This is a genomic window from Plesiomonas sp. (genome assembly GCF_051652165.1).
GTDB lineage: Bacteria > Pseudomonadota > Gammaproteobacteria > Enterobacterales > CAMTGL01 > Plesiomonas.
This window is the reverse complement of sequence record NZ_JBOFTR010000018.1, coordinates 17332-39264: the sequence shown is the minus strand read 5'-3', so window position 1 is coordinate 39264 and position 21933 is coordinate 17332. Positions and strand designations below refer to the sequence as shown.

The 21933-nt window shown below is 46.0% G+C and carries 19 protein-coding genes and 2 pseudogenes; 7 read left to right on the top strand and 14 right to left on the bottom strand.

The genetic code is table 11. The features are described 5' to 3' along the window. Positions 1-88 precede the first annotated feature (88 nt). On the bottom strand, positions 89-895 hold the full coding sequence (gene fkpA, locus ACRC53_RS12950; RefSeq protein ID WP_438643802.1) for an FKBP-type peptidyl-prolyl cis-trans isomerase: 807 nt from the start codon (positions 893-895) through the stop codon (positions 89-91). A gap of 466 nt (positions 896-1361) precedes the next feature. On the opposite strand from fkpA, the gene ACRC53_RS12945 reads away from it, so the two are divergent. After that, positions 1362-1583: a SlyX family protein gene (locus ACRC53_RS12945; protein WP_438643801.1), complete on the top strand. Its 222-nt coding sequence runs from the start codon at positions 1362-1364 to the stop codon at positions 1581-1583. 152 nt (positions 1584-1735) lie between these two features. Here the strand turns inward: ACRC53_RS12945 and slyD are convergent, their stop codons facing one another. From slyD to kefG, 4 genes and pseudogenes are all read right to left on the bottom strand, one after another. Further along, positions 1736-2356, bottom strand: a complete 621-nt coding sequence (gene slyD, locus ACRC53_RS12940) for a peptidylprolyl isomerase (RefSeq protein ID WP_438643800.1) — start codon at positions 2354-2356, stop codon at positions 1736-1738. 89 nt (positions 2357-2445) lie between these two features. Further along, complete coding sequence (locus ACRC53_RS12935) at positions 2446-2646, bottom strand: YheV family putative zinc ribbon protein (protein WP_438643799.1); 201 nt, start codon at positions 2644-2646, stop codon at positions 2446-2448. Then, positions 2639-4450 (bottom strand): glutathione-regulated potassium-efflux system protein KefB, encoded by a 1812-nt coding sequence (gene kefB / locus ACRC53_RS12930; RefSeq protein WP_438643798.1) that lies wholly within the window; start codon positions 4448-4450, stop codon positions 2639-2641. Before kefB ends, ACRC53_RS12935 begins: the two co-directional genes overlap by 8 nt. A gap of 115 nt (positions 4451-4565) precedes the next feature. After that, a pseudogene (kefG, locus tag ACRC53_RS12925) lies at positions 4566-5114 on the bottom strand (glutathione-regulated potassium-efflux system ancillary protein KefG); the annotation flags it as partial. A 115-nt stretch (positions 5115-5229) separates the two neighbouring features. Here kefG and ACRC53_RS12920 point away from each other — a divergent pair. The 5 genes from ACRC53_RS12920 to ACRC53_RS12900 all read left to right on the top strand — a co-directional run bounded on the left by ACRC53_RS12920 (position 5230) and on the right by ACRC53_RS12900 (position 11602). After that, entirely contained in the window at positions 5230-7176 is a 1947-nt protein-coding gene (locus tag ACRC53_RS12920) for an ABC transporter ATP-binding protein (RefSeq protein WP_438643797.1), read from the top strand. A 127-nt stretch (positions 7177-7303) separates the two neighbouring features. Further along, a complete protein-coding gene (locus ACRC53_RS12915) occupies positions 7304-7531 on the top strand; it encodes a YheU family protein (RefSeq protein ID WP_438643796.1) in 228 nt (75 codons plus the stop codon). An 85-nt stretch (positions 7532-7616) separates the two neighbouring features. Beyond that, complete coding sequence (locus ACRC53_RS12910) at positions 7617-8498, top strand: phosphoribulokinase (RefSeq protein WP_438643795.1); 882 nt, start codon at positions 7617-7619, stop codon at positions 8496-8498. Between the two features lie 312 nt (positions 8499-8810). After that, a complete protein-coding gene (gene crp / locus ACRC53_RS12905; protein ID WP_438633315.1) occupies positions 8811-9443 on the top strand; it encodes a cAMP-activated global transcriptional regulator CRP in 633 nt (210 codons plus the stop codon). A 104-nt stretch (positions 9444-9547) separates the two neighbouring features. Next, complete coding sequence (locus tag ACRC53_RS12900) at positions 9548-11602, top strand: FUSC family membrane protein (RefSeq protein ID WP_438643794.1); 2055 nt, start codon at positions 9548-9550, stop codon at positions 11600-11602. A 13-nt stretch (positions 11603-11615) separates the two neighbouring features. On the opposite strand, the gene ACRC53_RS12895 is transcribed toward ACRC53_RS12900, so the two are convergent. From ACRC53_RS12895 to ACRC53_RS12880, 4 genes are all read right to left on the bottom strand, one after another. Beyond that, positions 11616-11789 carry a hypothetical protein gene (locus ACRC53_RS12895; protein WP_438643793.1) on the bottom strand — a complete coding sequence of 58 codons (174 nt, stop codon included), beginning with the start codon at positions 11787-11789 and terminating at the stop codon, positions 11616-11618. A gap of 216 nt (positions 11790-12005) precedes the next feature. Then, the gene (locus ACRC53_RS12890; RefSeq protein WP_438643792.1) at positions 12006-12581 is read right to left on the bottom strand and encodes an aminodeoxychorismate synthase component II; all 576 of its coding nucleotides are present in this window, start codon (positions 12579-12581) and stop codon (positions 12006-12008) included. Between the two features lie 253 nt (positions 12582-12834). After that, positions 12835-13167, bottom strand: coding sequence for a YmgD family protein (locus ACRC53_RS12885; protein ID WP_438643791.1), 333 nt, complete (start codon positions 13165-13167; stop codon positions 12835-12837). A 59-nt stretch (positions 13168-13226) separates the two neighbouring features. Continuing rightward, on the bottom strand, positions 13227-13592 hold the full coding sequence (locus tag ACRC53_RS12880) for a glycine zipper family protein (protein ID WP_438643790.1): 366 nt from the start codon (positions 13590-13592) through the stop codon (positions 13227-13229). A gap of 274 nt (positions 13593-13866) precedes the next feature. Here ACRC53_RS12880 and tsgA point away from each other — a divergent pair, with 274 nt between their 5' ends. Continuing rightward, the gene (tsgA, locus tag ACRC53_RS12875) at positions 13867-15045 is read left to right on the top strand and encodes an MFS transporter TsgA (RefSeq protein WP_438643789.1); all 1179 of its coding nucleotides are present in this window, start codon (positions 13867-13869) and stop codon (positions 15043-15045) included. A 79-nt stretch (positions 15046-15124) separates the two neighbouring features. On the opposite strand, the gene ACRC53_RS12870 is transcribed toward tsgA, so the two are convergent. The 5 genes and pseudogenes from ACRC53_RS12870 to codB all read right to left on the bottom strand — a co-directional run bounded on the left by ACRC53_RS12870 (position 15125) and on the right by codB (position 21878). Beyond that, the gene (locus ACRC53_RS12870) at positions 15125-15472 is read right to left on the bottom strand and encodes a YegP family protein (RefSeq protein WP_438643788.1); all 348 of its coding nucleotides are present in this window, start codon (positions 15470-15472) and stop codon (positions 15125-15127) included. A gap of 254 nt (positions 15473-15726) precedes the next feature. After that, positions 15727-17187, bottom strand: a complete 1461-nt coding sequence (locus ACRC53_RS12865; RefSeq protein WP_438643787.1) for a VWA domain-containing protein — start codon at positions 17185-17187, stop codon at positions 15727-15729. Then, a complete protein-coding gene (locus ACRC53_RS12860; RefSeq protein WP_438643786.1) occupies positions 17174-18805 on the bottom strand; it encodes an AAA family ATPase in 1632 nt (543 codons plus the stop codon). The genes ACRC53_RS12865 and ACRC53_RS12860 overlap by 14 nt, the downstream gene beginning before the upstream one ends. A 381-nt stretch (positions 18806-19186) precedes the next feature. Next, a complete protein-coding gene (locus ACRC53_RS12855) occupies positions 19187-20458 on the bottom strand; it encodes a cytosine deaminase (RefSeq protein WP_438643785.1) in 1272 nt (423 codons plus the stop codon). A 178-nt stretch (positions 20459-20636) separates the two neighbouring features. Next, positions 20637-21878: pseudogene (gene codB / locus ACRC53_RS12850) on the bottom strand (cytosine permease). Positions 21879-21933 lie beyond the last annotated feature (55 nt).

Here is a 21933-nt window from a genome sequence, read left to right as displayed (position 1 = left end):
TTGGCGATGATTGTAACAGAAAGTTATAATTGAAAGGGCAATCTACTGTAGAAAAAAAGCCGACTTCATGTCGGCTTTTTTAGGTTTTTTATTTTGTTGCCGGCGCAGGTTTAGCGGCAGGTGCAGGTGTTGCAGCAGGTTGTTCAATTTTAACTAGCTCAACTTCAAATACGAGTGTTGAGTTAGGTGGAATACCTGGTGCGCCTTGCTCACCATAGGCCAGTGCCGGTGGAATAACCAGTTTGATTTTCCCACCTGCTTTCACCTGTTGCAGACCTTCTGTCCAACCTGGGATCACTCGATTAAGTGGGAATGTTGCTGGCTCTTTACGATCGTATGAGCTATCAAACTTAGTACCATTAGTGAGTGTACCAACGTAGTTCACTACAACGGTATCTGTTGCTTTTGGTGCTGGGCCTGTCCCCTCTTTTTGTACAAGATACAGTAGGCCATCTTTTAGGCTTTTCACACCTTTTTCTTTCGCAAAGGCATCACGGAATGTTTTGCCAGCAGCTTCATTTGCTGTTGCTTCTTTTGCGAGCTTTTCTTGTGCCATTTTACCGATACGAGCATCAAGTGCTTGTAGGGTTTGCTGAATTTGGGTGTCATCGAGTTTTGATTTACCGGCAAAGGCATCTTGAATGCCTGTCATCACCTCTTCACGGCTTAGATTCAGACCCATCTCTTTTTGAGCATCAAGGTTAGCACTGATATATCGCGCCATTGATGCGCCAATCGCATAAGCTGCTTGCTGGTTTTCATTTGCAAATGCTGATGACTTTGGTGCGACAACTTCAGTTTTCGCTTTCGCTTGTTCAGCAGCCATGATAGCGCCACTGCCTAAAGATAACGCAAGAGTGATAGCTAAAAACGATGCTTTAAATGCTGGTTTCATTCTTCCTCCATGGTGCGGGGACTCCCCCGCTATAGACCTACGCACACAGATAGTTATTCATGGCGTAGCGCCAATATACTTATGTTTATGTTAACGGCACAGTGACTGAATAATGAAACAGATAAAATTCAGTTCAACAACGTCTTCAATACTATAACGTTACAGTAACTATTATAGAGAGTTATTTTATCAAGAGGCTACTCATTAATTGTGAGGTTTATCTGTATCAATAACCGTTAATTTCATTACTGATGATCTAACGTATCATGGTTACATAAAACCTTACGTTATTCGACCGTCGAAAAATCAGATAATTCCATGTAAATCAGGTTTAATCTACAGATTATATTTCGGCTATGATCCGTTAAGCTAACGTTGGTCAGCCATACTGTGCTGATCATGTGATTCAATATGTGTGTAATAACGATATGGTTACTAACAACATTAATTAATGAGAGGGCCGACAATGAGTGAGTTGTCTGTTGTATTAAACAGGTTAGAAACTCTAGAAAGTCGTCAGGCTTTTCAGGAGTTAAGTATTGAAGAGCTAAATAAGGTGATTGTGCAACAACAAGTTGAAATTGAAAAATTGCGTACTCAGGTTCGTTTTGCGGTCACGAAATTACGTGAAGTAGATGCATCGCCGGTTGCAGCACAATCAGAAGAGACACCGCCTCCGCACTATTGATCGTGTTAACGCGATGATCGTTTAACCCTAAGATCTTTTGTTACCAGTACGATCTCTGGGGATTTTTCGTATGCAGACTAAAACAAAAGGGCGTTATCGCCCTTTTGTTTTTGGGTGCATTCCTGTTATGGTGCGTGATGCGCCAATGAGGATTAGTGTTTGCAGCCACCATGACCGCCACAACCACCCTGGCCGTGTTCGTGCGCATGGTCATGATCGTGATCATGGCCTTGACCGCCGCAGCAACCGCCTTCGTTATCACCGTGACCGTGGCCACCGCAACAACCACCCTCTTCACCGTGAGCGTGCTCACCGTGAACATGGCCGTGCTCAAGCTCTTCTGCGGTTGCTTCGCGTACTGCAACCACTTCAACAGCAAAGTGAAGAGCTTGGCCTGCTAACATGTGGTTACCATCAACAACAACATGGTCACCGTCAACTTCGGTGATTTCAACTGGCACTGGACCTTGATCGGTATCAGCTAAAAAACGCATGCCAACTTCAATTTCGTCTACGCCTAAGAACACATCTTTTGGTACGCGCTGTACCAGATTGTCGTCATAGTCGCCGTAGGCTTCTGCTGAAGGGATATTAATTTCAAAACTTTCGCCTGCTTCACGGCCTTCGAGTGCATTTTCCAGACCAGTGATCAGGTTGTTGTTACCATGCAGGTAATCAAGTGGTGCGGTAACCGGTGACTCATCAACCAGCACACCATCTTCTGTACGCACTTGGTAGGCTAGGCTTACTACCGCGTTTTTAGTGATTTTCATGGCAACTCCTGCCGTTGGTAGAAAATAGGATTTTAAAATTGCGCGCTGATTGTAGCGGAAATCAACGCAAGGCGGAAATTTGTGATGCATTAATCAGGGTGAAATACGCCAATTACTTGCTCATTTCGCCGTTTTTCTTTTTCGATATGTTGCTGGGCCTGTGTTTGCCGATGACCACACTGTACGCATTCGACCACTTCAACCTGATCTTGCTGATACAGTGCAAGAGTATCAATAGCCTGACACTGCGGGCATTTGGCAGCAGCAATAAAACGGCGGCGCTTATTCATCGTCGAGATCCCATCCCTGATAACGTAGGCTCTCATTTTGCATCTCGCGCTCGAAAATATCATCAAGTTCACGCCGAGCTTCTTTCACGCGTGAGATCTCGGTAACATCGGCTTGATGTTCTGGCATCAGTTCACGCAGCATGTGCATATCGAGCCGTTTAAAATGCTGTTGGGCACGAAAGGCTCTGTGTGGGTGCATCCCTGTACTGACCAGTGCTTTTTTGCCTAACTCAAGCGCACTAGAAAAAGTTTCACGACTAAACAAGGTGACACCGGCACTGAGCAGTGCATGCGCTTCAACACGGCCACGAGCACGGGCTAAAATTTGCAGTTGTGGGAAGTGCTGCTGACAAAGATGCACAATTTGCATATTTTCTTCGGCATTATCAGAGGCAATCACAATTGACTCGGCTTTTTCTGCTCCAGCTGCTCGTAGCAATTCCAGTTGGGTCGCATCGCCGTAGTAGACTTTGTAGCCATAACGACGCAGAAATGAAACTTGATTCGGATCACGTTCAAGTACGGTTACACGCACTTTGTTGGCATACAGTAAACGCCCAACGATTTGGCCAAAGCGCCCAAAACCGACGATGATAACTTGTGGTTCATCATCCTCAACATGCTGTTGCTCTTCGCTTTGCTGTTGGCTGTTAAGTTGTACACTGAGCCAATGGTCAATCAGTTTCATTAATAACGGGGTGGTCATCATCGACAAACTGACGCTCACCAGCAGCAAGGCCAGTTGGTTTTGATTGATCACCTGACTTGCGGCGGCAGCAGAGAACAAGACGAAGGCAAACTCCCCCCCTTGGCTGAGTACTACCGAAAGTTGCAAACGGCTGGTACGACGCAGTTTGAATAGGGAGCTGACAAAAAACAGTACGCCGGCTTTAATACTAACCAACGCGATAACTATCAAGGCAACCCACAGTGGATCAGTCAGCAAAATCCCCAGATTGACGGCCATACCGACCGAGATAAAGAACAGGCCGAGCAGTAACCCTTTGAATGGTTCAATGGCAATTTCCAGTTCATGCCGATATTCACTCTCTGCCAGTAATACGCCCGCAATGAATGTGCCGAGCGCCATCGAGAGACCGATAGCTTGCATGAGAAACGCGGTGCCAAGCACCACCAATAAGGCGGTTGCGGTAAACACTTCTCGTACACCGGTGTTGGCGATAAGGCGAAACAGAGGCCGAAGTAAAAATTTACCGCCAAGCAGCAATAAGGCGACCCCGCCAACCCGAATGGCAATGACTGACCAATCGGTGGTTTCGGCTGCGCCTGCAGTCAGCAGCGGGATCAGCGCCAGTACGGGAACGACGGCCATATCCTGAAACAGCAAAATCGCAAAACCAGACTGCCCACCTTCGTTGCGGGTCATGCCGTATTCACGCATGAGTTGCAGGCCCATTGCCGTTGATGACATGGCTAATCCTAAGCCACTGATCAGCGCACTTTGCCAGTTAAAGCCGAGTTTGAGCAGCAGTAACATTAGCAAACCGGCAGTCAGCATCACTTGCAGTGAGCCCAGCCCGAAAATAGGCCTCCGCATCTGCCAGAGTTTTCCGGGGTTCAGCTCCAAACCGATAATAAACAACAGCAGCACAACCCCCAATTCGGAGAAGTGCAGCACAGCATCGACATCACTGATCAGTTTTAGCCCCCATGGGCCGATGGCCATTCCTGCCAGCAAATAGCCCAGTACTGCGCCGATGCCGGCTTTGCGTGCTAACGGCACGGCTATTACAGCAGCAGCTAAAAATAAGATCACATCATGCATAGTACCGGCTTCAGACATTGTGTGACCTCGTATTTAACGGTGTGACAGGAGAAGTATGATCGTTAGCATGGCTTGTTGTATGGTGTGCAGGCAAGTGATGCTCGGTGTCTGGTTGCAAGGGTTGTAACTCAGGTGGATTAGCCAACCAACGATGATACTGCTCTGCTTGCCCTTGCAAAATATGTGGTTGTAGATGGCGCGCCCAGTAGATGATTTTAGGGGCTATCCACTGCATGCGACACAGGGCAGCAGTCAACTCAAACGGGCGCAAAATCTCTTCAATAGCATAACGGTTATATCCGGTACGACAGTAGGCGCGCTCTGGTCCGCCGACGGTGATCACTGAACACCAATGTTTTCCAATCAATGCATCGCCTTGTGCACCATGAGCAAAACCTTTGATCAAGACGCGATCAATCCACTCTTTGAGCAGTGCCGGACAGCTATACATATAGAGCGGGTGCTGAAAGACGATCAGCTCATATTCCCTCAACAACGCCTGCTCTTGCTTCACATCGATAAAAAAATCAGGGTATTTTGCATATAAATCGTGCACGGTGACGTTACCAAGCGTGCTGATTTGTCTTAGCAATGCGTGGTTAGCAACTGATTCTTGTGGATCAGGGTGTGCCACAATCAACAACACATTCTGAGCTGTTAGGGGCGTTATCCGCTCTGTCATCTATTACTCCTGCATAAAATCAGCGGAAGGTCGTCAGTGACCTTAATTTCCGTTACCATGCTGCGCATATTTTTAGCGGGTTTAGTGCCCGTTTTGTGTTTAAAGGCAGCCTGCAATGATTGTATTTTCCAATATTCAGTTAATCCGCGGCAATCAAATGTTGCTCGATAACGCCAGTGCCACGATTAACCCTGGACAAAAGGTCGGTCTGGTTGGCAAAAATGGGTGTGGTAAGTCAACGCTGATCGCATTGATTAAAGGGGAACTTAGCACTGATGCCGGTTCAATTTCTGTGCCACACCACTGGGCGATGGCTTGGGTAAACCAAGAGACTCCCGCGCTTGATATGCCTGCCATTGAGTATGTCATAGATGGCGATCGTGAGTATCGACAACTTGAGCAATCTCTGGAAATCGCTAATCAGAAAAACGACGGTAATAGTATTGCTGAGTTACATGGCAAACTCGATGCCATTGATGCATGGTCAATTCGTGCCCGTGCCGCCAGTTTACTGTACGGTCTGGGCTTTTCGGCAGAACAAACTACGCTGGCAGTGAAAAGTTTTTCCGGTGGTTGGCGGATGCGGCTGAATCTGGCGCAAGCGTTATTATGCCGATCTGATTTACTGTTGCTCGATGAGCCAACTAACCACTTAGATTTAGATGCGGTAATCTGGTTAGAGAAGTGGCTCAACAGTTATCGCGGTACGCTGGTACTGATTTCGCATGACCGCGATTTTCTCGATCCCATTGTGGATAAAATTCTGCATATCGAACAACAACGAATCGATGAATACACCGGTAATTACAGCGCATTTGAAGTGCAGCGAGCCACTAAACTTGCACAACAACAATCAATGTATGAGAGCCAACAGACCCGTGTTGCACATCTGCAATCTTTTATTGATCGTTTTAAAGCAAAAGCATCTAAAGCCAAACAAGCACAAAGCCGGGTGAAAGCCCTTGAACGTATGGAGCTTATCGCTCCGGCACACATTGATAATCCGTTTCGTTTTAGTTTTCGTATACCAGAGAGCTTGCCAAATCCACTGCTGAGTATGGAGAAAGTCAGTGCCGGTTATGGTGATAAAACGATTTTAGCGTCAATCAAACTCAATTTAGTACCCGGTTCACGCATTGGTTTATTAGGGCGTAATGGTGCGGGGAAATCAACACTGATTAAGTTGCTCGCCGGTGAAATGCAGCCACTTCATGGTGTAATTGAGCTATCACGCGGGATTAAACTGGGCTACTTTGCTCAGCATCAGCTTGAGACATTGCATCCTGAAGAGAGTGCATTGGTTCACCTTGCACGCCTTGCACCACGTGAAACAGAACAGCAATTACGTGATTATTTAGGTGGATTTGGTTTTCGTGGCGATAAAGTCACCGATCCGGTAGCCCCCTTTTCAGGCGGTGAAAAGGCCCGTTTAGTATTAGCACTGATTGTATGGCAACGCCCGAATCTGTTGCTGCTCGATGAGCCAACCAACCACCTTGATTTGGATATGCGCCAAGCACTGACTGAAGCACTGATTGACTTTGAAGGTGCAATGGTGGTGGTTTCGCATGATAGGCATTTGCTGCGTTCCACAACGGATGACCTCTATTTAGTGCATGATAGTCATGTTGAACTGTTCCGCGGTGATTTAGATGACTACCAACGCTGGCTCAGTGATCAGCAGCGCCGTGAACAACAAGATGCACAGAGTACAGGTGAGACATCTGTAGAAAAAGATCCCACCAACAGCGCACAAGCCCGTAAAGATCAAAAACGGCGTGATGCGGAGTTCCGCCAACAGACTCAGCCACTCCGTAAAAAAATCACCCAACTAGAAACTCAGTTAGAAAAACTCACGCACGCTTTAAGCGATATTGAAACACAGTTGGGCGATTCAGCACTGTATGATGCTGACCAAAAAGCCAAGCTCAGTGAGTTGCTCGCTGCACAAATTAAAACAAAATCTGAACTTGACGATGTTGAGATGGGGTGGATGGAAGCCCAAGAAGAGCTTGAAGTATTGACTCAAGCCCTCAATCACGCCTCAAGCAGTGAGTCATGAGCGCATGATTAGTAGGCTGATGGCAGGTGTTCACTCTACGTGCACACAATAATTGACGCTTACTTTGCTACAGTGCAATGCACTATTGCACTGTAATTATCTGATCAAAAACGGTGAAAACAGGCAGATGATTATCCCTTGGCAACAACTTAACCCTGAGACTCTGAGTAATTTAATTGAAGCATTTATTTTGCGTGAGGGAACTGATTATGGCGCACAAGAGTGTTCGTTGGCTGAAAAAACGGCCCAGATCCAGCGCCAGCTTGAGAGCGGCATTATCGTTCTGGTGTGGTCTGAGTTGCATGAGAGCTTGAATATTATGCTCAAACGCGATTTCAACGGCGATACTGAGTGACTTAAAACTGTAGAATAACGGTTGACCAATAAACAAAGCTACGCTTCACTCAATCGGTATATCAGACACCTAGCAAGGAGTGCCCATGTCTGCATCTCACCCTATTATCGCAGTGACCGGTTCAAGCGGGGCGGGAACATCAACCACCAGTTTAGTTTTCCGCCAAATGTTTAAAAAAATGCGCCTAAATGCTGCATTTGTTGAAGGCGATAGCTTCCACCGTTACACCCGCCCAGAAATGGACAGTGCGATTCGGCGCGCCCGCGAACAGGGGCGGCATATTAGCTATTTTGGCCCTGAAGCGAATGATTTCTCTTTGTTAGAGCACTGTTTTTCACGCTATGCCGAACACGGTGATGGTGAGTTTCGTAAATATCTGCATACGTTTGATGAAGCCGTACCTTACAACCAATTGCCTGGCACATTTACTGACTGGCAAGCACTGCCAAACAATACCGATCTGTTATTTTATGAGGGGCTGCATGGTGGCGTAGTTACCGAGCAAAATGATGTTGCACAGCATGTTGATCTGCTGATCGGTATGGTACCGATTGTCAATTTAGAGTGGATTCAAAAACTGGTTCGCGATACCAATCAACGTGGCCACTCACGCGAGGCAGTTACACACTCCATTGTGCGCTCAATGGATGATTATATTCATTTTATTACGCCGCAATTTTCGCGTACCCACATTAATTTTCAGCGCGTGCCCACTGTCGATACATCAAATCCATTTTCAGCCACCAGCATTCCGAGTATGGATGAAAGCTTTGTGGTGATCCATTTTCGAGGGGCGGTACAGATTGATTTCCCGTATTTACTGACTATGATCCAAGGTGCATTTATCTCACGCATGAATACTCTGGTTGTCCCTGGCGGTAAAATGGAACTGGCTATGGATCTTATTTTAACACCCGCAGTAAAAGCCTTACTGCAAAAAGAGAATATATCCGATAGATTAATGTGACATGAGCACATATTTGCACACTTTTATTTAATAAATTCATGCTATAGATACAAGATCTTGCAGCTTTATTATGAAATAAACATAAAAAACGTGCGGTACACCACAGGCTGGGGCAAAATCAAAGCATCATTCAATAAGCAAGTTAGAATGCTAACGCGTTAGAGTTAGCCTTGCAGTTGAGCCCTTATCATTTATGCTGAAATAATCTTCTTTTAAAGGGCTCAAAAATGAAATTGCACACTTGTTGGGCTGCGTTACACAGGGAATTTTGCTAGTCCTGTCGTATCAAGCGACTATGTAGAGGAAAAAGAAATGGTTCTTGGTAAACCGCAAACAGATCCTACCCTTGAGTGGTTTTTGTCTCATTGTCATATTCATAAATACCCCTCTAAGAGCACGCTGATTCATGCAGGCGAAAAGGCAGAGACGCTGTACTATATTGTAAAAGGCTCCGTTGCTGTTTTAATTAAAGATGAAGAAGGTAAAGAGATGATCCTCTCTTACCTAAACCAAGGTGACTTCATCGGTGAGTTAGGCCTTTTTGAAGAAGATCAAGAGCGTACTGCATGGGTTCGCGCTAAAGCTGCGTGTGAAGTGGCTGAAATTTCATATAAAAAGTTCCGCCAACTGATTCAGGTTAATCCTGATATTCTGATGCGCTTATCCGCACAAATGGCTTCTCGTTTACAAATTACATCGCAAAAAGTGGGGAACTTAGCCTTTTTAGATGTAACCGGCCGTATTGCTCAGACCTTGCTTAATTTGGCAAAACAGCCTGATGCGATGACCCACCCTGATGGTATGCAAATTAAAATTACCCGTCAGGAAATTGGTCAAATTGTGGGATGTTCACGTGAAACCGTAGGCCGTATTTTAAAAATGCTAGAAGATCAAAATTTGATCTCTGCACACGGCAAAACCATTGTGGTTTACGGTACGCGTTAATTACTCGTTACGTTTCCCCACACAGTTTTAAGGCGCTTTTTAGCGCCTTTTGTGTTTTGATCAGACGCTACCGACCTGCATAACCGTTATGCCGAGAAGTATTCATGAGATCATTAAAACGCCTACTGCTCCACCCTGAATTTAATTTTGGCCTACGCCAAACATTGATTGTTGCTATTCCAGTATTAATCGCTTTAGCGTTTAACCATATGGAATTAGGGCTATTGTTGTTTATGGCAGTGCCCTGCTGTACCGTTGCCGGCCTTGATGCACCACAACAAAACTATCTACAACGCGTATTGCGTGTTGCCTTAACGTTTTTAGGTGCAAGCTTGTTTGTCGGCATATTAACCACTGTCCATGTTCCTGAACCGCTGATTTTGCTGCTGCTTGCACTCCTTTTTGGTGTTGTGCGTGAGATAAGTAGCCAAAATACCCGCTTAATGCCTGCGTGTTTAGCGGCAGGGATCTTAACCCTGGCATTGTTAAAAACCTTCCCTTTTTGGGGCGCAGCCGGTGTATTTTTTGTCGGCGCACTCTGGTTTGGGCTCTTTACCTTTTGCTGGATTCATCTGTGGAAATTTGTTCCACTGCGCGATAGCTTACATAAAACCTTCAATGCACTGGCCGATTACTTAGAGGCAAAATACCATATTTTAGTCAGTGCCCATGACCCTGAACAAGCCAGCTTACAGTTGCTCAGTAAACAACAGACGTTGATGGAGTTGTTATCGCAAAGCAGCCAAATGTTGCAACAGCTTGATGCTCAACACTGGCATGGTGGGCAGCAAATGCTGCAACGCTTTCAAGCCGCGCTCGATCTGCAAGAGCATATTACCAGTAATTTAAACCAGCCCGCACGGGTACAAGAGGAGATCCGCACTTATCAGGCTGATGCCATTATTTTGGGGAATGTTTCTTTGATGGTGCAACGCTTACGCCAAGTGGCTGACTCTATTTTATACAATGAAACCGTCCCACCTTTTGCAATGCAAGCCACTCTCGATGAACTCACAACGTTGCAACAGGCTTCACCCGACAGTGAAGTACTGACATTCTGCCATTATCATTTTAGCCGAATCGCGCAACTTCTTAATGCATTACATCCACTGTACCAGCGCGATCTGTGCCCACGTATTCCTAATCCACCCCGCTTAACCGCTCTTCGTAATTATTTGAACTGGCAATCCGCCTCATTACGTATGGCTGCTCGCAGTGGGTTAACCTTAGCCATTGGCGCAGAAATTGGGGCTCTGCTCTCGTTACCGCGCGCTTACTGGGTGTTACTGACGATTGTACTGGTAATGCAAAGTGGCTATAACGCCACCAAAGTGCGTATTCAGCATCGGGCGTACGGTACGCTATTTGGGTTAGTGCTTGGCACAGGTGTACTGATGCTAAACCTTCCCGCAACGTGGCTACTTGCGTTTATGTTTTTTGGTACGCTGATTGGTTTTTCACTGGTACACAATCACTATGGCTGGGCAGTGGTATTACTGACGGTGATGGTAGTGTGCTTGCTACAACTGCTCACTCATAATAGTGCTGCTTTCTTAGTTGCTCGGTTAGAAGATACCCTATTAGGATGTGTGCTGGCCTTTCTTAGCACTATGTTACTGTGGCCACAGTGGCAAAGTACCCGTTTACTCAATTATGCCGATACTCTACTCGGCACAGTTTGGCAACATGTTAACCGTTTAACCCATGTTCTTGCGCAGCAAACCGTGAGCTCAGGAGATCTTAGCCTTTCGCGTATCGCAATGAATCAGGCTCAAATGGATATGAACAACTCTTATACCCAAGCCTTGCAAGAGCCTAGATATAATAGCTTATACCTGAAAGAGATCTTATTGTGGCAATCGCACAGCCAGCAAGTGGTTGAACACCTCAACAGCATGACGGTTGAAGTCCGTGAAGGCGCAAGTTTACCTGAGAACGCATTGCAGCAGTATCGGGCTGCTATTGAATTTGCGATTCAAGCCTGTCAACAACAGCTCACTCATCGTACCCCCATTGCCAAGAGCAGTTTATCTGCATTGCCTATGCCACCTCTACCAGAAGAGCATAGCGCACTTGATCACCACTTCTATCGGGTCATCTCACATTTAAACGAAATGTATGCATTATCTGGGCTTGCAGTAACCTCACGAAATTTATAGCCCATATGCCTACTTAGAGATAACGCTCACAATAAGCCTCGCTATAGGGGCTTTTTACTTGGTACGAAAATGCAGTGTCAACCGGAATAATGTCCCCTTTCCCCTGTACAGCTTTAACAATCACTGCACAGATTTGACTGCTCATTACCACGCGCACAGCCGCCAGATCATTAAAAGGAACATGCATGATATCAACCAGTTTAGGACCAAAACCGTCAGAGTATTTATGCTACCCTCTGGCTGAAATAGTAAAAAAAGTACGGCCATAAAAGACGAGCTAAAAAGCAATAATCTGGGTTTTATACAGAAAATAATGATCCGCAGCATAACGGCATGTCAGTTTTAGCGAGGCCTCATTAGCCTCAGCGCAAGAGTTGGTAGCACTGACTTTTTACACATAAAATTATCCGGCAATAAAATTTGCCAGCATTGCATGCCCCTGTTCACTGAGAATACTTTCCGGATGGAACTGCACGCCGTGCAGCGGCAATGTACGGTGACGAATGCCCATAATCTCATCAAACTGGCCTTCACGCTCACTCCATGCGGTGATCTCAAACTCAGCAGGTAAGCTGGTATGATCAACCACCAGCGAATGGTAACGGGTCACTTTCAGCGGGTTATTCAGCCCCTCAAACACCCCCTGACCGGTATGCCTGATTGCTGAAACTTTACCGTGCATCACCTGTCTGGCTCTGACCACATCGGCACCAAATGCCTGCGCCATCGCCTGATGCCCTAAACAGACACCTAAAATCGGTAAACGATCGGCAAAATGACGGATTGCAGCCAGTGAAATACCGGCCTCATTTGGTGTACAGGGGCCGGGAGATATCACCAGATGACGCGGGGCAAGCTGCTCAATATCCGCCAATGTCAGGCTATCATTACGCCGCACGCACACCTCAACCCCCAGCTCACAAAAATACTGGTACAAGTTGTAGGTAAAAGAGTCGTAATTATCGATAAGCAGCAGCATAAATGTCCGCAATAACAGAATCATACCGTGGTACAAAAACACCACGGTAAACAACAAAAGATGCTTTGCGTTATACCCAGATCAAACACGAATATCAAGAAATGTGCGTTCAATTACATACCGCTACAATAAAAAAAACCGCACAATAGAATAGCTCAACATAGTAAGCTTAATTCATATTGAACGGTTCTTTATGGCACACAGCTTACAAAAAGTAATGACTGTATGCCGGATAACACGCTAACGTGGCAACTTATTTTGCGATTTTCTCGCCGGCCAGTTCACGCATTGCGTTATCCATTGCTGTCACTAACAGCATATGTGGGTCTTTTGCACAAAAAGCATTCAAATTCGCAATGGCTTTGTGATCAACATCAGCAGATTTTGCAATTTTCAGGCCACGGGTCTCTACGCTAGCATTACCCATCATCGCCACAAGGCTTGCAACATCTTGACTGTTTGCTTTTGCCATTTCGCCAGCTTCAGCACAGGTCATATACATTTCAGCCGGTAAACCTGCTGGTGCAGCGGCCCATACTGCAGGTGCAGCGGTTAGTGCTAGAGCAAACAATGCCATCTTTTTCATTTTTTATCCCATTAAAGCAAAATAATATTTATTAAACAGAAGGTAAGGTTGAGTAGAAATTACCGAATACGGCCAAGAATTGCGCCACCAGCACCACCCACAACCGCACCTTTAAGTGCACCGTTAATGCCATTACCTGAAAGCAAACCTGCAGCAACACCCACAACGGCCCCAATTTCAGCACCTTTACGTGAGTCGTGGCCTCGTCTTCCTTTATCGGTCAGAGCCCCTGCACCTGCACCTAACGCTGCACCTTTAAATATGCCATCAATACCATGACCAGAAATCAAGCCAACAGCAGCACCCACCATAGCCCCTTTGGTCATACGGCTTGCTGAAAATGCCGCTGGCGCGGTCAATAATGATGCTGATGTTAACAGTACAATCAGCAAACGCGGTATACGAACCCCTAATTTGGCTACCATGCGCTTTTCTCCTATTTTGTATGCGGTATGAACAATAATGCACAGCTTAACTGCCGCACACAATACAAGGTGTGTAAGCGCCTGTTTTAACATTTCGTGGCATTTTCTCTGTTTTTCCCACAATAAAAGCGAAAAAAACGATACAGAGATCACATTTAAATACAATTTAGTATGATTTAAAACTAAGATTTAGTGATCTAACACACAAAACCACGCAAACGTTTTACATAGACTGCGCGCTTTTATTTCCTCACTCCAAATACGGTAACTTGCGATGAGCACAATGAACCGAATCCGATTAACCTGGATTAGCTTTTTGTCATTTGGGCTAACCGGCGCTCTGATTGTTGTCACAGGCATTGTGATGAACACAGTGGCTAACTTTTTCCAGATTCCACTGGCTAATATGGGTAATACCTTTACCTGCCTAAACACCGGTATTTTAGTCGCAATATTTTTAAATGCGTGGTTGGTTGATATTATCTCGCTCAAACGGCAGTTAAGTTTTGGTTTTGTACTGATGCTGCTCAGTGTTCTGGGGTTAATGTTTAGCCAAGGCTTAGTGCTATTTTCACTGTGCATGTTTGTATTGGGCATTGTCAGTGGTATTACCATGTCAATTGGCACGTATTTAATTACCCACCTTTATCATGGCCGCCAACGCGGTTCTATGTTGCTGATTACTGACTCTTTTTTCAGTATGGCAGGTATGATTTTCCCTATCGCAGCAGGCTATATTCTGGCAATGCATTGCCAATGGTACTGGGTATATGCACTGATTGCGGTGATTTATCTGGCGATTTTCATTCTCACGCTGACCTCTGAATTTCCACCGTTGCATCTGGAAAAACAGCAAAACAGTAAACCTTCACTCAAAGAGCACTGGGGGGTTAGCGTTTACCTGATTGCTTGCGCTGCGCTGTGCTATATCTTAGGGCAGATGATTTTTATCTCTTGGTTGCCCGATTATGTAGAGCACAGTTTTGCAATGAGCGTTGAAAAAGCCGGTACGCTGGTAGGCAGTTTCTGGATGGCATACATGATTGGTATGTGGATATTTAGCTTACTCGTGCAGGCACTTGAGCTATATCGCTTAGTTCTGGTACTGACGCTTTTAGCGGCTATAGCCATGTATACGTTTATCGGTGATACACTTGGCCATTATCTGCATATTTCAATTATTGCGCTTGGTTTTATTTCCAGTGCTATTTATACCTCACTAATTACGCTTGGTTCACAGCAAACGAAAACAGCATCACCCCGGCTAGTTAATTTTATTCTGACTTGTGGCACTGTAGGTACTATGCTGACGTTTATTATCAGTAGCCCTATTATTCATCAGTTTGGAACTAAAACTGCGCTATGGGTAGCAAATAGCCTCTATGTTGCGGTGTTTGTATTTACCTTATTACTCGGTGCATTCACTCAACACCGAACGCATGGTCATGTTTAAGTAAGCGTATCCATTACATGCTGAGATAATAACGCTCCCTTTATTGGTGAGCGTTATTATATTGCAGAGTCAGTCAATCTTAGCTCTTATCATGTAACGTTAAATCACGAATATCTGTGCTTAACCCGTTTTTCATTACCGATTGAATACCGTGCTGGGCTGAAGCCTCTGACGCATACATTTGGCTCTGACCGATAATCTGATGATTACGAGCTTTTAGTACAAAATAAGGCTTATTTGAGCTCGAATGTTTTAACTCAAAATGGGCCACATCGGGTGCATTTTTCTGTACTGATTCAATACCATTTAGAGCAGCCGCTTTTGATGTATAACGCTCACTACTTAGAATAATCTCTCCGTTACTGGCCTTTAGATTAAAAACAAACTGCCCATCAGAGGCTTTTTTCAGCTCAAAATGCCCGATCATGCTCCACCCTCACGTCTGTTATTGTATTGTCTATGGGGTTATATGCCGTTGGTACCCCATCACTGACTGTCTTATCTTTACCATTTCCTCTCCTAATAAAAATAGTTCGGGAAGTTTCTGTGTGTAAAATTTATTTTTAGCAATCACCCCCTACTTCCCCAACAAAAGAGATAGCAGAGGTAAGTTTAACAATACCAACAAGAAAGAAACGGTAAGAAAATAACAATAACGCACAGTATGTATCAGGCTGTCGATTAACGTACCCGTTGCAGCATTCGGCCAGTCAGTGAAGCATCAATTTGCCAATGATAATCAAAGTATTGCATAACGCATTGATTTCCATGCCTAGAGAGACTAATTGCATGCAGACGATTACCGGCTTGATGCAAATGAGCAAGCTGATAAATAATCGAGTCAGATAAACGGTGGGTAATAAAATCAGATAACACAATCAGATCGGCATTATGATAAGCCGACTCTTTTTGTAACAATAGTGCACGGGCAATACAGGCATTTAAATCGGTTCCCCCTAAAAAGCGATACGATAAAAACGCTTTTGCATGGCTCATACCGTGTGCGCCATTTAGCTCAAAGCAGATAACATGAGTAGAAAAAATCAGTACATAACAACTACGCCCTTGTGCAATGGCTTGTTGCATCAGTGCCAAACACATCCCTTTTGCACAGCGTTCCGGATAACCCGCCATCGAACCTGAGGTATCTACGCAAATAATAAACGGGCCACCGCGTACCCACCCTGCAGGTTGCAACTGTGGTACACGATGATGCTGTGGCGTAATCGCAGATGTATTTCCATCTAACTGATAACTCAGCAGTTGCCCCTCTGCGAGCTGCTTATAAAATAGAAATTCAAGTTCATCTACTGAGAGCATAATGGCTGAACTGGTCAGTAACCGCTCAAGATCGCGACCAAAACGAATACCGGCAATCTCTTCAGGCTGAGGCATTTTTTGTATTGTACGTTGTGGTGCAGCCTGTTGGCGTTGCTGTGCGCTAATGGCATCTGCAGCTTTGCGGCCAAGCTCGGCTGCAATAGTTTTCAATGCCGATTGGCGACTTAACCACTGTGCGAGTGCAGCCAGTTCGGTCATCTCTTGCCGGCTCAGTGTGGCATCGGCCATATCCCACAGACGGCCTGATTGTTCACGCTCTCCGAGAGGAACAAGTTGTGCTAACTGTGCGGTACGCTGCATTTGCTGATATAACGCGTGCAATTGCACTGCGCGCGCTTCATCTAGCCAGATAATTTGTTCTGCCAATATATCTTGATCTAAATACTGCTCCCAACGCGCCATAAACTCGCGACGCAGTTCGGTTAACCCTTTCTCAGAACCGTGTGATTTGTAAGCATTGATCAGGGGTTTTAATGCACTCTCAAGCAGGGCTACACCTTTGATTTGTAATCGTAAAGCTTCAAGATGGGTCAGAAATTCCCCCATATCGAGTGTTTCATAGCTATGAAATAGACCAAGAGAATGAATAGCCGTTTGTGATAAATTCTGGTGCAAAATCACCATACTCATCCGCGTTTTCCAGCGTTCAGCTTCACGCTGTAGTACCCCTTTTAACCACGGCTGACGGGTTATTTGTGCTTGTAGCAGGGGAGCATGTAACCACTGCTTTTCTGCATGCTCAACAATTCGCTCAACCTGTTTGAGCGCGGCATTTAATACGTCAGGATCACGCACCGGCATGGTGTTTGATCCGCTGATATGTGGTTTCTAGTGTCTGAAGTTCTTTTTTTACTTGTGCTAAATCATCTAATAGCGCATCTAAACTACGCTGGATCTGATCAATATACTGCTGATCAACAAAATGGTGTGGTACGGTTTTTAAGAACTGATCACGCTGTGCTTGCAAACGTTGAACCAACATATGCTGTTGCTGCTCAAGTGTTATGAGTGCCGCTTGCCACTGTAATTCAGTCTGTGCACTGATCGGCCAAACGCCACAGATCCCAAGCGGAATATCGTGATTAGCACTGTCTCGTACAACCAGTTGCATTTGGCTATCAAGCGCAAAGCTGACATGCTGTGAACATGTTTGAGTATTAATAAATACGGGTATTGTGCCTTGCCCTTTAGCCAACACCTTTTGTAGCTCTGTTGGATCAACGAATAGCTGATAAACAGGCTCAGAGATGGTGCGCGTTAAAACCGGATCTGCCACCAGCGGGATCAGGCAAATTAACCCTTTGTGTGCCCTATGGCGAAATTCAGTGGCTAAACTCAAATCCAATTGATAACGCTCACCGCGCAAGCCATTGCTTTTGATCAATAAAGGCCGAACAGCTGCCATGCGAGTTGCCAATTGATCCACAATCTGATCATGCAGATGGGCGATTTGCTCGCGAAACTCATGCTGATCGTAGGCCATGTTTTCCGCATAATCACTGATCAATGTACGAACAAATTTACGGGTTGGCAGATCACGCCACAAGCAGTTAACCAAAATCAGCAGATCAGTCGGGGTGATCTGCGCACGGCCGTTAAAAAACGCACACGCCCGCAGCAGATGAATGGATTTTTTCCAGCGCCGATCTGAGATATACAGATCGATCTCTGGGTCTTGCTGCTGTTTCTCTTCTAACTGCATTTTAATGTAGTAAATTTTTTCAAAGCAGCTATCAGGCAGATCAACGTGGGGGATCTGCTGTTGCCATGCTAGATACTCTTGTTCTGTAATTTTCAAGTCATCTGGCACAGGGTCACGGTAGACATCATCAGCCGCCACCACCATTGATCGAAAATTCTCTTTTTGCTCTACTTTGCCCACATATACTCGCAGCAACATGCGATCATAAAATGGATCAAGCCCCCCATTGGGATCAGGTAACTCATTTGAGGCCGTTATCAGCAAGCGCATCGGCAATTTAAGCATTTGCGTACCATTACGAAACAGTTTTTCGTTCAGCACGGTCAACAACGTATTTAAAATAGCAGGGCTGGCTTTCCAAATCTCATCTAAAAAAACAATATGGGCAGCCGGAAGATAGCCCTCAGTCAAGCGTACATACAATCCCTGCTCTTTGAGTGCCAAAATTGAGAGTGGGCCAAACACCTCTTCAGGGGTTGAAAAGCGGGTCATCAAATATTCAAAGGTGCTGGCAGCATTAAATGCACACATTAATCGTTTGGCGATTAAGCTCTTTCCAATTCCTGGTGGCCCAAGTAAAAAAATACTCTCACCAGATAATGCGGCTAATAAGCTCAATTTAAAGGCATTTTGGCGTTCGTATACGCCTTCACATAAGTGATGATTCAAGCGGCTAACACGGCTATTCAAGCGTTCGCCTTGTGGTAAAGAGAACATTAAGCACACTTCCTTTGAGCCTCTGCTTTACCCTGCCCCCTATAAAATAGGAGTGCCTATACGCAGTATCAATCTATAACAAGCAGCAAAATATTGGCGTTAACTTTACGGGTACAACAGTACAATACATGGTGATATTGCAAGAAAATATGGTTTATTTAGTTTGCAGCAACATACGAATACAGCAATATAAAAACCCAGTGATACAACAAAATACGAGTCACCTTCACGCACCATACCCACAATACAACACAATCACCAACATTAATTAACATTATTCTTGACGTTCACCGCACAATAAAAAACCGAGAGGGCATTGTGTTCGTTAACACAAATACCGATCTCGGTTAATGAAGGCGAATAGGTGGGTGGTAAATACAACTAGCGGGAAAAGGTCACGCTCTCGGCCTTAGGCAAATAGATATGCGTCTGTGCTGGCAGTGTTGTTGCAATCACCTTACCATCACGTACCGAATAACGAACCGGCACTTGGCGGCGCAACGCATCAAACCCATTTTCGGCCGGAAGAATAAGCACGCTGCCGCGTTTACCCACGTCAAGACCATAATCCTGCAGATTCAGGGTTCGCGCACTGTAGTCAGAGATCAGTTTCAAACCATCATTAAGCTGACCATAGCCCATCAACTGACACACGTGCATGCCCATATGCAGCACCTGCAACATATTAGCAGTACCGAGTGGATACCAAGGGTCAAACACATCATCATGCCCGAAACAGACATTAATGCCCGACTCGAGCATCTCTTTCACGCGTGTAACACCACGGCGCTTAGGGTAAGTATCAAATCGCCCTTGTAAGTGAATATTCACCAGTGGATTGGCAACAAAGTTGATGCCTGAAATGCGCAGCAACCGGAACAACCGTGAAGCGTACGCGCCATTGTACGAGTGCATCGCTGTCGTGTGGCTGGCTGTCACTCGTTCGCCCATCCCCTCTCGGTGTGCCAGTGCAGCCAGCGTCTCAACAAAGCGTGACTGTTCATCATCAATTTCATCACAGTGCACATCCACCAAGCGGTCATACTTAGTGGCCAACGCCATCATTTTATGCAGAGATTCAACGCCATACTCACGGGTAAATTCAAAGTGCGGAATCGCCCCGACCACATCAGCACCCAGACGCAGCGCCTCTTCCAGCAGAGCCTCACCGTTCGGATAAGAGAGGATCCCCTCTTGTGGGAAGGCAACAATTTGCAAGTCAACCCAGTCGGCGACTTCCTGCTTCACTTCCAGCATCGCTTTCAGTGCAGTCAACTGCTGATCAGACACATCCACATGGGTACGCACATGCTGAATACCGTTGGCTATCTGCCATTTCAGTGTCTGCCATGCACGCTGCTTGACGTCCTCATGTGTCAAAAAGGCTTTACGCTCTGCCCAGCACTCAATGCCTTCAAACAGTGTGCCTGAGTCATTCCAGCGTGGAACACCGGCGGTTTGAGTTGTATCCAGATGAATATGGGGTTCGATAAATGGCGCACAAGCTAATCCGCCTTCAGCATCCAGTACCTCTGCCCCCTCAGGGATTGGCACTGCCTGTTCCATCGGCACAATATGCTGAAATTTTTGCTGATGAATTACCAACTGCCACAAGCCTTCGCGGTCAGTGAGACGTGCATTCTGAATGAACATGGTTAGCCTCAAATTAGGGTGTTCTGTTTTTTTACAGCGAAGAGTCGCCTATCACAAGTAGATACGGTGGCCGTCTGGCTTATTGCTGATACCACCTGCCACCGTTTGTAGAGAGTAAACCGATTATTTCGGTATCCTGTTATCTGGCCACCGCCTGATTTTAGCTTGCGTACCCTCGCTATGACACACCGTATTGCGCACACAGTTGGCGGTTAACTAACGGGTTCAGCACTAAGTAGCTCAGTGCGCCGCCCAATACCGCGTTAACCGGAACAATACCCGGCAACAGATGACCGGCCGCAACACCGAGTGCAACCGCTGCAATTGCCGCCCAGTTCACCTGCAAGAAATGCGCGGTAGCAAAATCCTGATAGTGCTTACGGCGCAGCAGGTAGTCAGTAATAATTACGCCGCCAATCGGCGGAATGGCGGCCGATAAAAATGTCAGCCAGCCAACAAAGTTGTTATACAACCAGAGGGCGCACAATGTACCAATCAGCCCGTTTGCGATGGCCAGCTTTTTACTCGACCAACCGGTAATATTGGCAAAACCTAAGCCCTAGGCATACAGAGCATTATCATTCGTGGTCCAAATATTAAGCCCCAGTACAATAATGGCCGGGATCAGTAAGCCCTGTGCCAACATCACATCAGAGATATCCGCTTTACCCAGCACAGCAGCGCCTGCCGCACCAAATACAAACATCAGGGTGTTGCCGATGAAAAAAGCAATCATGGTGATCCAAACAGCCGATTTTGCGCTACGCCCGAAACGGACAAAATCAGCCGTTAAACTTCCTGCGCTGATAAATGACCCCACCACCAAAGCCAGTGCGGTGGAAAATGAGAGCGGCTGAGTCGGAACAATGGCCTGTACCGCCGTCAACCCACCTGCACCACTCACTGCCAGCCACACCGAGTAACTGCCCAAAATGGCAATCGCAGGTACGGCGATAACCGACAAGATCATCAGTGCTGAAATACCGAACATCACGGTAGCGGTCATCAGCAGGCCGGAGAGCACAATCAGTAAATTCACATCCCACCCGGTCGCTTTGCCGACCGGAATAGCAAACATTGCCACACCAACACCGAACCAGCCAACCTGTGTACCGCCGAGCAGTGCCGAAGGTAGCCATGAACCTTTAATGCCAAATGAGTAACGCGCGAGAAGGTGGGTCGAAAGGCCGGTGTCTGCACCGATGTAGCCAAGAAAGGAGGTATAAATGCCGAGAAGAAGATTACCGATGAGTACTGCGAGGAAAAAATCGTTGAAAGCCAATCCGGTGCCGAGTGTGCCGCCCGTCCACATACTGGCAGAAAAAAAGGTCAGCCCCAACATAACGAATGTTAATGACATGACCCCTTTACGCGCCGACTGAGGGACGACCCCCAGACTGTAATTGTTATCGCTTGCCATTACCCCTCCCGCATCATCCGGCCAAAAAAATCTGCCGCATATTATAGCGTTAAGA